The 14,146-nt window shown below is 45.9% G+C and carries 16 protein-coding genes and 1 pseudogene; all 17 read right to left on the bottom strand.

The window, feature by feature from the left end; translation table 11 throughout:
• A partial coding sequence (locus ACWVCM_RS13040; RefSeq protein ID WP_455202194.1) for a hypothetical protein occupies positions 1–334 on the bottom strand: 334 nt, incomplete at its 3' end.
• 1 nt (position 335) lies between these two features.
• On the bottom strand, positions 336–644 hold the full coding sequence (locus ACWVCM_RS13035; RefSeq protein ID WP_455202193.1) for a c-type cytochrome: 309 nt from the start codon (positions 642–644) through the stop codon (positions 336–338).
• A gap of 89 nt (positions 645–733) precedes the next feature.
• Positions 734–2,011 carry a c-type cytochrome biogenesis protein CcmI gene (gene ccmI, locus ACWVCM_RS13030; protein ID WP_455202192.1) on the bottom strand — a complete coding sequence of 426 codons (1,278 nt, stop codon included), beginning with the start codon at positions 2,009–2,011 and terminating at the stop codon, positions 734–736.
• A 2-nt stretch (positions 2,012–2,013) separates the two neighbouring features.
• Complete coding sequence (locus ACWVCM_RS13025) at positions 2,014–2,508, bottom strand: cytochrome c-type biogenesis protein (RefSeq protein ID WP_455202191.1); 495 nt, start codon at positions 2,506–2,508, stop codon at positions 2,014–2,016.
• Positions 2,496–3,083, bottom strand: a complete 588-nt coding sequence (locus ACWVCM_RS13020; protein ID WP_455202190.1) for a DsbE family thiol:disulfide interchange protein — start codon at positions 3,081–3,083, stop codon at positions 2,496–2,498. The genes ACWVCM_RS13025 and ACWVCM_RS13020 overlap by 13 nt, the downstream gene beginning before the upstream one ends.
• Positions 3,083–5,095, bottom strand: coding sequence for a heme lyase CcmF/NrfE family subunit (locus tag ACWVCM_RS13015; RefSeq protein WP_455202189.1), 2,013 nt, complete (start codon positions 5,093–5,095; stop codon positions 3,083–3,085). Before ACWVCM_RS13015 ends, ACWVCM_RS13020 begins: the two co-directional genes overlap by 1 nt.
• A 28-nt stretch (positions 5,096–5,123) precedes the next feature.
• A complete protein-coding gene (ccmE, locus tag ACWVCM_RS13010) occupies positions 5,124–5,582 on the bottom strand; it encodes a cytochrome c maturation protein CcmE (RefSeq protein ID WP_455202188.1) in 459 nt (152 codons plus the stop codon).
• Positions 5,583–5,692: 110 nt separating this feature from the next.
• A complete protein-coding gene (gene ccmD, locus ACWVCM_RS13005) occupies positions 5,693–5,869 on the bottom strand; it encodes a heme exporter protein CcmD (protein WP_455202187.1) in 177 nt (58 codons plus the stop codon).
• A complete protein-coding gene (gene ccmC, locus ACWVCM_RS13000; protein ID WP_455202186.1) occupies positions 5,866–6,624 on the bottom strand; it encodes a heme ABC transporter permease CcmC in 759 nt (252 codons plus the stop codon). The genes ccmD and ccmC overlap by 4 nt, the downstream gene beginning before the upstream one ends.
• Positions 6,625–6,679: 55 nt before the next feature.
• On the bottom strand, positions 6,680–7,363 hold the full coding sequence (gene ccmB / locus ACWVCM_RS12995; RefSeq protein WP_455202185.1) for a heme exporter protein CcmB: 684 nt from the start codon (positions 7,361–7,363) through the stop codon (positions 6,680–6,682).
• Entirely contained in the window at positions 7,360–7,980 is a 621-nt protein-coding gene (ccmA, locus tag ACWVCM_RS12990; RefSeq protein WP_455202184.1) for a cytochrome c biogenesis heme-transporting ATPase CcmA, read from the bottom strand. The genes ccmB and ccmA overlap by 4 nt, the downstream gene beginning before the upstream one ends.
• 158 nt (positions 7,981–8,138) lie before the next feature.
• Positions 8,139–8,696, bottom strand: coding sequence for a TlpA family protein disulfide reductase (locus tag ACWVCM_RS12985; RefSeq protein ID WP_455202183.1), 558 nt, complete (start codon positions 8,694–8,696; stop codon positions 8,139–8,141).
• A gap of 47 nt (positions 8,697–8,743) precedes the next feature.
• On the bottom strand, positions 8,744–9,466 hold the full coding sequence (locus ACWVCM_RS12980; RefSeq protein ID WP_455202182.1) for a tetratricopeptide repeat protein: 723 nt from the start codon (positions 9,464–9,466) through the stop codon (positions 8,744–8,746).
• 19 nt (positions 9,467–9,485) lie between these two features.
• Positions 9,486–10,334 carry a cytochrome c biogenesis protein CcsA gene (gene ccsA / locus ACWVCM_RS12975; RefSeq protein WP_455202181.1) on the bottom strand — a complete coding sequence of 283 codons (849 nt, stop codon included), beginning with the start codon at positions 10,332–10,334 and terminating at the stop codon, positions 9,486–9,488.
• Complete coding sequence (locus tag ACWVCM_RS12970) at positions 10,331–11,428, bottom strand: cytochrome c biogenesis protein ResB (RefSeq protein ID WP_455202180.1); 1,098 nt, start codon at positions 11,426–11,428, stop codon at positions 10,331–10,333. The genes ccsA and ACWVCM_RS12970 overlap by 4 nt, the downstream gene beginning before the upstream one ends.
• A gap of 89 nt (positions 11,429–11,517) precedes the next feature.
• Positions 11,518–13,770 carry a lactonase family protein gene (locus ACWVCM_RS12965; protein ID WP_455202179.1) on the bottom strand — a complete coding sequence of 751 codons (2,253 nt, stop codon included), beginning with the start codon at positions 13,768–13,770 and terminating at the stop codon, positions 11,518–11,520.
• 127 nt (positions 13,771–13,897) lie between these two features.
• A pseudogene (locus ACWVCM_RS12960) lies at positions 13,898–14,146 on the bottom strand (hypothetical protein); the annotation flags it as partial.

The raw sequence follows: 14,146 nt of genomic DNA, 5'->3' as shown, positions 1-14,146 counted from the left end.
TATTCAACATATTACGAGTCTGAATATCGATTTCCAGCACGCCCACCGATGTACCTATCCATAGTGTCCTGGCGACCGGATCAACCGTCATGGAACGCACATAGACATTCTGACCTACATTAAAGGAATCGATAACTTTGTACCCTGAAGGAATCGCGGGGGGGGCTTCAGGCTGAACTTCCGGTAGTAGAGTTTGGCTTTGCTGCCCAGTCTGAGCTGGCGCCGTTACTTCCGGCGTTATTTCTTTTTTCGCTTCATCTTCTTTAGAACAGGCTGTTGCAGCCAACGCGATAATTACGACAACAATAATTAATTTGTTACTACACATACGCATGCTAGTTAAATGTCCTTATATAAGTCACAACATCATCAATTTGTTCTTCTGATAAAACACCACCAAAGCTTGGCATTAAATCTTTACCATTTCTTATCTTATTGATGAGCTCGTTATTGCTTTTCATCATCAGCTTGCCACCGCGAAAACTGGGTGTACCGGCAATTTCACCGGCACCGTCACCACCATGACAGTTCACACAATACTCAGTGTAAATCGCTGATCCCGCAAAAGGATCACCCGCCAATGCAGAGTTGGCAGAAATCAAACCAAACAGGAAAAAATAAAATAAAATAGATTTAGCTTTCACTACTCAGCACTCCCTCGACATCTGTTTCAAGGTAATTCGTTAACAGGCAAAGCAGGTTAAATTTTAAAATTATATTATTATACTAATTACTAGGGCACAGCGCCGTTAATTGTTATTTGTAATCCTTCTGAACCCAATGACACTACATCAGTTTGCCCCGATAGATCACCACTTTGTGGCATTGCATTCCCGGATTTCGAAATTCGGGCTCCCACGATAACTTGCTGGAATTTTGATATTTTCATTTGCGGATTCATCGCCAGTGAATCATCCAGCGTAAAGCTAAGTGGTAAATCCGACACGGAGGTTCTGATAATTGCCAAAGGCATGCGTGGCCCAGTGGCTGCACGGGCAAACACAAATAATGTATCGGTGGGTGACACCTTGTCCTGCAAGGCAGGATCCAGTGACACTACACCTGATACCTTAGCAGCAGCACCTGTTCCACCACCAGCCGCCGCTGTTGCAGAACCTGATTCAGCCTGTTGCATGATAGCCATTTCTTCATCGATAGACATTCCTAAAAATTGCTTCACTTCAGCAATATTTCGAGTCATCTGAACATAATTATCGGTACCTTCAGGGAACTGTTTGCGGAGTGTTAGCCAGTAGTCCAGAGTCGTCTTAAAGTCCTGGGCTTGATAAGTGGCCGTTGCCGCCAACCATAATGACTTCTGGTGATTAGGATCGATGCTTAATGCTTTCTTGACTAACTCGTAAGGCTTACCCGCCATATTGCGGCCACTGGCCATCGCTAGTGCATCCGCATAATCCGCCAACAAACCCGGATTACTCTCACTGGTCATTGCAACTGATCGAGCAAATGCGTCACTGGCTGCCTGGTATTGCTTCAGGAAATAATAGGACCTTGCCAGCATTACCCAGCCTTCCACATCGTCAGGATTTTTCTGTAAGTGATCCTGCAGCTTACGAACCTGTTGTTCGAGCGTCCCTTCATGTCCTTCTGTTGTGGCTCCCGGTCGGAAATTCTCAGGTTCAAACCCATCCTTGCCTTCACCCAGATGCGCATACAGACCAACAGCAACGACAGGCACTGCTATACCAACGATAATGGCAGCAATGTTACCTGAAATTTTTCTAGCTGGTTTATTATCACTCGTATCGTCGGCAACATCATGTAGCAGACTTCTTTCCAGATCAGCATGAGCCTGATCAAACTGTTCCTGCGTTATGTTTTCGCTTTTCAGGTCTGCCTCAAGTTCCGCAAGCTGATCCTTGTATAGCAAAATATTCAGCTCTTTACGTTCAACCGCACTCTTTGACGACTGGCGCTGCATCAAGGGAGGTAACAGAAATAACAACGCTGCGATAATTAACAGTAACGCCACCGTAGAAAATACAACCATGCTTAACGGCCCTCTCCCTCTTTATTTTCAGAATGAAGAATTGAATCCAGTTTTTGATGTTCTTCTTCGCTTAATGGTGCTTCCGTGACTAATTCTTTTCTTTTGCGCAAATTGACTGCCAGGATAATAAATCCACCGGCCAACAATAAAAATGGGCCAACCCATAGCAGATAGGTCGTCGGCTTAATGGGTGGACGATAGCGAACGAAATCCCCATAACGTTCCACCATGTAGTCAACTACGTCATCGCGACTCTTCCCTTGCTTAACCATTTCACGCACCTGGTTTTTCAAGTCCACTGCCAGTGCAGCATGGGAATCAGCAATAGTTTGATTCTGGCACACCAGGCATCGCAACTCGGCAGCAATTTCATTAACTATTTTCTCCATCTCTGGATCAGCCGCCATGGGAGCGGCCTCCTTGGCAATAACCGGAGTTGCTATAACAAGCAAGCCAAGTAATAACATGTAGACAACATTGCGCATCATGACGAACATGCCTTTCTCACCTCACTTAAGACGGCTAACGCCGCTGGATCTATTTGTTCACGTTTATTCAACTCATCCACAACCGGCATTACACAATCATTTAGTTCTTTATAAGAAATTGGACCGATAACCTTGTGTCGAACCACACCTTGCTTATCAATGACAAACGTTTCAGGGACACCATACACCCCGTAATCAATACCGACGTTACCCTGATAATCAACAGCGCTTAACACATAAGGATCGCCATGTTCGTTTAGCCAACGCTTGGCGTTTGTTGGCGCATCTTTATAGTTCAACCCATACAGTGGAACCTTACCTTGCCTGGCCATATCGACTAAAACCGGATGCTCCTGACGACAGGCGACACACCACGAAGCCCAAACATTCAGCAGCCAAACCTGGCCCAGCATATCCTTGTTGCTGAACAGTTCATTCATGGAATGCAGCTTTTGTAGCTGAAACTCAGGTGCCGGTTTATTTATAAAGGGCGACGGAACCTCGCGAGGCTTCAGACCCAAACCCACATATAAGAAACCAGCCAATACAATAAAGATAATCAGAGGAACCAAATAGCGAACCATTACGACTCTCCAGTAACTGCTTTACCCGCCATAGCTGTGCTTTCACCACCGCTGGTTTTTTCTTCTTTCGCTTTACGGCGAACCAGCCGATAACGCCGATCGGTAATCGCCAACAAGCCACCCAACGCCATAATAAATGAGCCGCCCCAGATCCAGTCTACAAACGGTTTGTAATATACCCGCACACTCCAGGCACCGTTACCAACCGGTTCTCCCAGAGATACATAAAGATCTCTCGTCAGACCAGTATCGATGGCGGCTTCAGTCATTGGCATGGTTTGCACCGTATAAACGCGCTTTTCGGGAAACAACACGGTTTCAACATCACCGTCTTTGGTTACCACCACTTGCCCACGGTCTGCGTTATAGTTAGGACCTTTAGTTCGCGTTACACCTTCAAAGCGGAACACATAACCGCCTAATTCAACAGTGTCACCCACTTCCATGCGCATATCTTTTTCAACTTCATAGCTCTGCACCATAGCTACACCGATGACAAATACTGCAACACCCGTATGCGCCATGCACATACCGAGAAATGAATTGGGTAAACCCAGAATCTTGCTGACAACATTACCAGATCGCTGACTTTTCTGAACTCGCTCACGCAGCATCAGGAAAACACTGCACATAATCCAGAATGCCAATGTAAATCCAATACTGCGGATTGCACCCCATTCACCCATGATGAATGGTGTCAACAGTCCCATCACTAGACTCACTACTGCCGCCCAACGTAATCGGACGACAATATCGGGCAACTCTGCCTGCTTCCAGCGAGCAATTGGGCCAATGGCCATCAAAAACAATGCCGGAGTCATGAGAGGCATAAAGACCGCATCAAAGTAGGGAGGCCCCACAGAGATTTTACCCATATCCAGGGCATCTAATAACAGTGGGTATAAGGTACCCAGTAGCACCGCCGCCGCGGCAACCACCAATAGTACATTATTAGTTAACAATGCTGACTCACGGGATATCAAACTAAAGCGACCACCAATTCCAACTTTTGGCGCGCGCCAGGCAAACAATGTCAATGAGATACCGATCGTCAATAACAACAGGAACAGGATAAATACACCACGCTCAGGATCTGTCGCAAATGCATGCACCGATGTTAATACACCGGAACGCACCAGGAAGGTACCCAATAAACTTAACGAGAAAGCAAAAATCGCCAATAGCACTGTCCAGTTCTTAAACGTGCCGCGTTTTTCCGTCACCGCTAATGAATGAATTAGCGCAGTTCCCACTAACCATGGCATAAATGACGCGTTTTCAACCGGATCCCAGAACCACCAGCCGCCCCAGCCAAGTTCGTAATACGCCCACCAACTGCCAAGACCAATACCAATCGTTAGAAACATCCAGGCAACCGTGGTCCAGGGCCGCGACCAACGCGCCCATGCCGCATCGAGACGACCACTTAGCAGTGCGGCGACCGCGAAAGCAAATGCTACGGAGAATCCCACATATCCCATATACAACATGGGGGGATGAATAATTAAACCAGGATCCTGTAATAGAGGATTCAAGTCTCGGCCATCTACAGCAGGAGGCAGCAGTCTATCGAAAGGATTGGAGGTAAACAGGATAAACAGATAAAAACCAACTGAAACCAGACCCATGACACCGATAACCCGTGCCACCATATCATCCGGGAGGTTTTTACTGAAAATACTTACCGCCATCGACCAGGCTGCGAGCAACAACACCCACAACAGCATCGACCCCTCGTGACCACCCCATACAGCGGAAATACGATACTGTAACGGCAACAGAGAATTTGACTGCATAGCAACATAGCGAACGGAAAAGTCATTTTCAATAAACGAATAAGTCAGAAACCCAAATGCCACTGCAACCAGCACAAACTGACATTGTGCTGCCGGTTTCGCCATTGCTACCCAGGGACGTATTCCCATCTGTGCTCCGGCAATGGAAAACACACCTTGCACTGTAGCAACACACAGCGCCAATATTAAAGCAAAATGCCCAAGCTCTGGTATCATGGCTTGCTCACTCCCTAGTTAAATTCTTTTATTGAGGATCTTTAACGACCGTTGCGCTTGCGGTTTGTTTAGCTTTATCTAACGCGTCTTGCACTTCCGGAGGCATATAGGTTTCATCATGCTTGGCTAGAACTTCTTTCGCCATGAATACACCGTTTTCATTTAATTTACCCTGCGCCACAACTCCCTGACCTTCTCGGAAAAGATCCGGCAATATTCCGGTAAAGGTTACGGGAATTGTATTGGCGTTATCAGTCACAACAAAATGAACTGTTAATCCGTCGTTCTCGCGTTTTAAACTGCCTTCTTCAACCAAACCACCTAATCGAAAGTTCTGGTTGACTGGTGCTTGCTTAGCCTGAATATCACTGGGGCTAAAGAAAAATACCAGGTTTTGATTGAACGCATTGGCAATCAAACCAATGGCTACTGCCAATCCTGCCACTCCCACAACAATAAATGCCAATCGCTTATGTCTTGCTTTCATAACTTTTCACCTACTTTTTACTTCACGGTAATGGGTCACTACGGGGTAAGAGATAATTACTAGGTATCTGATCCCATTTTGAAACGATTCGTTCAACTGGATTTAACCCTTTAATCGTTGCTTGAATTATTTAACCTTGCCATACGAGCCAGGCGATTCATCATGCTTTTCTTACCCCGGATTACCAGGATAATTTCAGCAATCATAAATGCCGCTGTAACGCCATAAGAACCCCACACGTACCAGGCATAGCCGCTAAAATAAAAAAATTCTGCTATGTCACTCATGATTTAGCACCCACCAACTCCTGTACCCAGCTGGTCTGACGCTCTCGCTCCAATATAACAGTGCGCACACGTGCCAACACCACCGCAATGGTATACATCCAGAATGCTATTGCGAGAACCAACATACCCCACTTTATAGAAGGATCCATTAATTGCTGCGTTTGTGCGGGCTGTACAGAGAATCCCTGGTGCAAGGTATTCCACCAGCGAACTGAAAAATAAATAATGGGGATATTAATGACTCCCACGACAGCCAGTAATCCACTGGCTCGCGCCGCACGTCTGGGATCATCAATAGCTGATTGCAGGGACATAAAACCTATATACAGAAATAACAGTATTAACTCAGAGGTAAGTCTTGCATCCCAAACCCAGTAAGCGCCCCAACTTGGGCGCCCCCATAATGCGCCTGTCCACAATGCCAGAAAGGTGAACATCGCGCCCGTTGGCGCCAGTGCTGTTGCCATCATTTCCGACATTTTGATATTCCACACCAATGCAATAAACGCATACATGGACATAACAACATAGATAAACATCGACATCCACGCGGCGGGCACATGAATGAAAATTATGACGTAATATTCTTTTTGGTCAGACAAAACGGAGGGCGCGAGGACAAAACTGATATACAAACCAACAACGGTTAATATTGCCGCTAGCCAGCCAAACCAGGGGATCATTTTTCCCGCCAGGGGATAAAAATTTCTGGGGGAAGAAAAATATAACCAGATAATGGAGTTTTTAAAGCTCATGAATGTTTCTTTTCGTTGCTTGCAAATTAAATAGTTGCCTATAGAAATTCAACAGTTAATCCATACTGATACGCAGTGCCGCTGCGGTGCTGATCGGTGCAAACACCAGAGTTACCATCAGGAAAGCACCCAGAATGGATAAATGTGCTTCTGCACCTAAACCGGCATTCTGTGACTCCACAGCACCGGCGCCAAAAATCAAAATAGGAATATAAAGAGGTAGTACCAGCAGTGAGATTAATACTCCTCCACCTCGCAATCCCAGGGTCAATGCCGCCCCCACAGCACCAATCAAACTTAACGCAGGCGTCCCCAACGTCAGGGTAATCATCAATAATACTATGGCTTCGCCTTCCAAGCCTAGTTGCATACCCAACAGCGGCGAAAATATAACCAATGGCAATCCTGACAATAGCCAGTGAGCTAATACCTTGCATAAAACCAGCATCGATAATGGATGTGGCTCCAGTAGGATCTGTTCCAGGGTACCGTCTTCATAATCGTCGGAAAACAAACGCCCAAGGGACAACATTGAGGCCAGCAATGCAGCTACCCAGATCACACCAGGCGCTATTTGTCGCAAGGTTTCCATTTCCGGGCCAACACCCAATGGAAACAGGCTGACAACGATAAGAAAAAAGAACAAAGTCGTCAGTACATCTGCCTTGCGCCGCATGGCAAGTGTCAAATCCCGCGCCAGCATTGAGCGACTGGCTATCCAAAGACTCGATTCACTCATGCCGCGCTCAAATCTATCTCTTTCAAAACACCCGCATCGATTTCAACATGTTGGTGCGTCGTTAAAATAGCCATTCCGCCAGCCTGAATATGCTTAGCAATCAATCCCTTAAGTAGATCCACAGCGTGCACATCCAAAGCCGTAAAGGGCTCATCTAGCACCCACAATACCGTTTTCATAATGAGCAATCGAGCCAATGCAACACGGCGCTTCTGGCCCTGCGATAACACCTTGGTAGGCAAATCTTCCCGCCCGCCCAGACCGATATGTTGCAGGGCATCCAGTAACTGATTTTCAGATATTTTGCTTCCCGAGAGCGAACAAGACACCTGTAAATTCTCAAGTGCGCTGAGTTCGCCTTTAATCCCGTTTAAATGCCCTAAGAAGGTCAACCCACGATTGTATTCATCGCGAAGGGAGCGAATATTTTCGCCTTTCCAGAGTACTTCTCCATCGGCAGGTGCTGTTAAACCACATATCGTGCGTAACAGGCTGGTTTTCCCTGCGCCGTTCTTACCGCGCAGGTGTAGCAGCTCGCTCGGCTGCAACGTAAAATTCAGACCTTTGAACAAGCGGTGATCACCACGCACGCATTCAAGTTCGCGTACTTCAAGCATTTTTTCGTCTTTGCCTATTAAATAGCCGCCAGTTGTTCAATCGTCATAAGATAACGAGTGTATCACGAATTTTTTAGATTTCTCTAGACCTTAGGCGGATTCTTAAGTATTCCTGTCGGGAGCACTAATTGACATTTTCGAACGGAAACATACGGTTTTCATCTATTTTCAGCCAAACCGCCCTCTTTAGAGGCCGAATTAGCTAAATTCGTTATCCTGCCCACCATACTCGGCGTATCCCACTCCCGCCAGCCTTCAATGACTTCCAACAATCGCCCGTCGGGACCAAACACAAACGTCGAAGGAAATGCCCTGATACCAAAAACCTGGTTAGCCACTTCCATCGCTGGATCCATATAGTTAGGAAAACTCACCTTTCGCTCTATTAAAAATTCCCTTACCACATGATCGTCTGTATCGACAGAGAGACCTACCACTGAATAGTGTTTGCTATCCAGTGACCTGGACAAGCGATCCAGGCTGGGCATCTCGTGACGACACGGACCACACCACGTGGCCCACACGTTTAGTATTAAAACCTGGCCGCTGGCCAGTGATAATGTTGTTTCATTACCCGTTAGATCCTTGACTTTGAGATCAGGCACCCTCTGCCCTTGCGCAATCTTGAGTGATGGGAGGGAGGACTGCTCACAAGCGCTCATTGCAGATAGCATTAATGCGAAAATAGTGGCCTTTAAAGTTAGACTGGCTTTCATGATTCACTTTTAAAGTTATCAATGAAAACAATAGAATCTTTCAACATTTAGTTATGCGGGGAAACAAAACGTTTGTCATCAAACCCCATGGTTTTATCCTGATTTTCTATCTGGGGTTTGCGACCTAGCTTCACCTCCCATTCCCAAATGGCTGAACGTGCTTTGGGAACAAAGGGATCATCGTGTGGTGACAAATGTATATAACTGCGCATGGCACCCAATGCGCCTTCATAATCCCGCATACCTTCGAGCGCTTCTGCCAAACCATAATAGGCATTTATTTGATTTGGTCGGAGATCGATTGCTTTTGAAAACGCTATCGCTGAAGTCTCATATTGTTCTAATCCTAAATAGGCAAAACCCATATTGACATAAGCTTCAGGCATTCTCGGTTGAATTTTTATGACCTGATCCAGCGCGGTAATGGCATATTCAAACTGCCCGGCATGAAGTAATGATGCCGCCTGATCAAAACGTTGCTGCAATAATTGCGCATCTTTCTGTGACAAGCCTTCCAGCAAATTAATTTGTTTGATCCCTGCCTGCTGCGGCGTTGCTGCTTGCGCAGACTTCGGCCGAGTGTAACCTTTTACGTTAGACTCTCCCTGCATTGATCGGAAATCCACAAATTGCGGTGGGTGTTGTTTGGCAAGGGTGAATAAACTACTGCCAATAACAACAACTGAGATTACTGCAATTATGGAAATCAGGTTCTCATAACTTATTTTTGTTTTTGCTTTGCCAGCTTTACTGTTACTCACATCAACCATAAAAATAAACCAACTTTTTTTACACCATACCTTTGTGAGCAGCGGGACTAATATAAGGCGTACCAAAATAGGTCGCAAACGCCATAACAAAAATACCGATAATCATCAAACCACTCAGCACTGGTGGTACACGATAACTTAACCTGAGATGCAATCCTATCGCTAAAAATAGCCAGGTGAGAAACGCAGAAGTCTCTAATGGGTCCCAGGCCCAGTAACGACCCCATGCGTCCTGCGCCCATACAGCACCAGCGATTAACATTAAACTGTCAAATACCAGCGCCAGCATCATGAAACGCCAGGCGAGCCTGTCCACAATGACATCTGACGGCATACTCTTGAACCAGACTTTGCCCCGCTCCGTCTGGCGCAACATTAGTACACCAGCCAGGCCCACACCGGCCAATAGCAAAGCGAGAAAGACTTTACCCAAACCTACATGCACCCACTTCCAGGAATTGTAATACGTTGCAGGGAAGTGACTGGCGCTAGGCTCAAGAGTCAATACCCAACTGCCAAGTATCCACATCACCGGTAAGACTATAACGGCGCTGGGTCTTAATCCCGGCAAACGCCAGTAAAGTAAAATGAATATCAGCCCCAGACTCCAAAGCTGGCTCATCAGTAATTCAAACAGGCTAATCCAGGGGCCGTGCCCAATACGCACCCAGCGCGCTGATATCGCAATCGCCAGAAGCGCAACACCCAGCACTAAAAACGCCAGCACGATATATTCATGACGTTTCGACTTGATAACAGGCATACCGGCAAATCGAGGCACAACGCCCCAAATAGCGATAAGAGTCGCTACGAAATAAGCCCCAAGCCCGGACCACAACCAGGGGATTTCTGCCACTACATTATTCAACGCCCATCTCCTGCCATAAAATGGCTCGACACCATGTCTTTATCTGTAATTTGTTGTTGGCTTGTTTGACCACCCAACTCACCGATTGGTTTCCCATCTTCAGCAACGACAGCGTCAGGCTTTTCATCCATCCAGGGCTGCAGGTTTATTTTCTTCCAGAAATATTGCGTCAAGCCAAGCACACCCATAATGGAAATAAAAAACATCCATTGAATGGTTGGATCATAAAACAGCCGATAGCCCATCCAGGTCGTTAGCGATTCAAAACGCAAGCGACCATTCTGTAATTCAACTGATTCGCCTACCTGAACTTCGTGGCGTTTGTTTTCAGTAGTAACGATCAGCACACCCGTCGATGTTCTCCCATCCAATACCCAGTGGTCATCTTCTTTCATTCCGGTATTTAACTGTAACCAAAATTTAATTTCTTCTTTGCTACCGGGAGGAATCCAGCGATTGTCCTGCTTGTATTCAAATAGCGGGTAGGATGGCATATTGACAGCACCAGTGACTGGTTCTCCAGTTTCTGGGATCCAGGTCAGGATTGGCGCAAATCCTTTATTAAACGTGGTATAGAAACGGTAGCCTTCAATTACAAGTGGACGGTCATCTCCCACGACTCGCTCTTCCCACGCTCCGGTAACTGTTTTTACGTTAACATAGCTATAAGTCAATCCCCTTTGCAAACCAGGCGAATACTCAACATTAAAGGGTCCTTGTACAAAATGCACTTTATCCAGAGCACCGGAGTGCAGCGGCCCGGCATGTATTTCCTGGAGATTACCAGGTTCAAATTCAGTACCCACGACTAATTCAATATGCGCATCCATATGTGTAAGCCGACCGATCGTCGCAACTATAAGGATTAGCAATAAACTGACATGAAAAACCAGTAATCCAGGTTGCTGATTAATTCGGGCATTAGTCGCTATTGCAGCAGTTAAATTGATCGCTAATAACACCATTGGCACTATCAGCACCCAAATTGGTGTGTTATCAGGATTGCCATAACTCAAAATCGAGCCGACAACCAGCAACCCCATACCAGCCAGGGTTATTTTTAGCGATGACAATTTTTTAACTGTTTTCAACATTAGTAACTACTATCGGGATATCCTGGTTCATGCAATGCAAAATACTTTCCTATAATTTACAACAAATGCAAGCATAAAAACCAACAAACCTAATTAAAATCGCGTGAAATAACGATTGATACGGGTGTATAGGGCAGTTGAATTTGTCCGGCGTCAGATAAGCTACCGGTCGATTTGTCGATCTTGTATTTGCGCAGTCCATTTTCTTTATCATTCACAACATAAAGATACTGGCCAGCCGGATCTATCGTGAACGAAACTGGCTTACCATTAGTAGAAACGGGTTTACCGATTTCCTTTAACTCGCCATTGAGACGCCCCAATTGCAACTGAGAAATGTTTTTGCTTTTCTGATTAAGCACGTAAACGTACTTGCCATTGGGATGAAAGCTTGCTTCGATGGCACCTTCTTCGCTTAACTTAAAAGGTTGATAACCTTCCTTAATGGGAACCAGGGCGCCAGTTGACACGTGCACTAAAAACAGTGAAATTTGCTTCGCCTCACTTTGCAACACCAAGGCAAACCGACCAGTAGGATCTATTGAAACATCAGTCGGTGCCGTATCGAATACGAACGGTGAGCCGAAATCAGTGATTTCAAATATTGATGGCGTAACAGCCGTACGAAAACGATAGACATTTACTGACTTGTCTTTACTGTTATTAACGTAAACAAAACGGGAGGTAGGATCTGTCATCAAGCGCTGTGGTTGCTTTTGTATGGTAACGGGCGACCCTTGTGCTTCTGCCAATTGCCCCTTTTTAACATGGATCAGAAACACTGACATATCCTGACTAGTTTGATTCAGCGTATACAAGTACCAACCATTGGCATCGACACGAACAGCGACGGGATTGTTGCCTACTTTATAAGGTGATCCTTCAATTTCCGTCAGCTTCCCATTTTTTTGGTCTATGCTATAAGCCGATACAGAATCGGAACCTGAATTTGCCACATAAACAAAACGGTTCAAGGGATCCTGGGCGACTGCGACCGGTTTTTTACCGGTCTTGATGCGCGCCACTTCTGTTATATTACCTGTTGCGCTATCAACTCGATAACTAACCAATGCCTCGGATTTTTTGTTGACAACAAATGCATAGTGAGGCACCAACTTAACCGGTTGTTCGACAGTAACAAGCTCTGCGTCTATTGAACCAGCCCTGGTCATACCCAGGTCTTTCAATGTTAATTTACCCGTATTAATATCCAGGTCAAATATCGAAACATTATTGGATCCATTGTTAGCAACAAACACCATTGAGCCATCAATGTTGAAATTAATATCAACGGGTTTTATGCCTAATGTTCGAAATGGTGATCCTTTCGCATGCTCGAGTTCGCCGGTCTTCGTATTTACAGTGTAAACGTAGATATCGTTACCACCCCAGGTACTCACCAGCACATACTTCCCTGATGGATGAACTGCAACTGCATAGGGCGTTAGTCCTGTTTCTTTTGGTAAACCAACCAATGTCAGGTCTCCGGTCGTTTCATTAACTCGAAACACCGATACACTGGCCGAAGCCCAATTGCTCACGTAAACGAATTTTCCGGACGGATGAGCGGCGATGTAGTATGGCATTCCCCCCTTGTTACCCACTACATCGGGGAGTTTCGCATAAGTGTCATCAAAGGGGCCGGCTTCACCAGCGGGAAACGGTGAATTTGACAACTCAGTCAACACGCCAGTTTTTTCATTGATACTATAGGCTGACACATCGTTGGTATAGGCGTTACTCGCATAAACGAATTTTCCGGACGGATGTATAGTCAGACATCGCGTTCGTTCGCCTGATTTAAACGGTGAACCCGGCACATAATCAAGGTCGCCTGTTTTGTCATCCACGCGAAACCCGGCAACTCCTCCACCCCGACCTGCAACATAGAGAAATTTGCCCGAAGGATGAAAACCGTAAGAAAAGGGCGAACGCAACTTCGTATTGAAACGCGAACCCGATGTTTCGGTTAACCTGCCGGTTTTAGGATCAATTTTAAATATCGGCGCCGTATCAACAGTACGCGAAGCTGAATAAATGAACTTGCCGTTTGGATGAATAATTAGTGTCGCGGGAAATTTATCCTTGGTATACACCATGCCATTGGGAAACATCACGCCATTTTCATCCAGATAATAACTGGAAATAGTGTAATCATACGGATTGGCTACATAGGCAAACCGGGGAACGTCGGACAATAGATCTGTACTCACTAACATTAGCGCAATAAAGGAGTACAAATACCGGGTAATTCCATTAACGATTTTTGGATACATAGAAGCTACAGTCTCACTGTTACTCTCAGGAGAAACACCAATTGGCCTTGGGGAAGGTGTAAACATTCGGCATTGAACTCACTCAAAGTTCGTTACCGATAGAGTCGTTTGACAAATATTGAACCAATAAAGTTTCTAGTTAAATATTGGCTTTGGTAATTAGATGTATGTAATTTTTATTGTTACTACGCCCTTAAGGCAGATTATTACACGCTTCACTACTCATAAACATCCAGTTAACACCTACCGCTCCGTTACCGGGTGCCCCGGCAGATCCACAATCATTAGGCGACCATTGACCACTGACGGCGAAGTTAACAATTTTCAAGGCTGCGCGATTGTAATACGGTCCTCGGGTAAATGCGCCAGTAGCACCACCACCACCGCCCATGCCGCCCATGCCGCCACCACCAGCACCATTGCGCAATTGAGTGCCAGGTGC

Source organism: Kaarinaea lacus (assembly GCF_975902315.1).
Note: the sequence above shows the minus strand (reverse complement) of the source record. Positions and strands in the feature narration are given on the sequence as shown.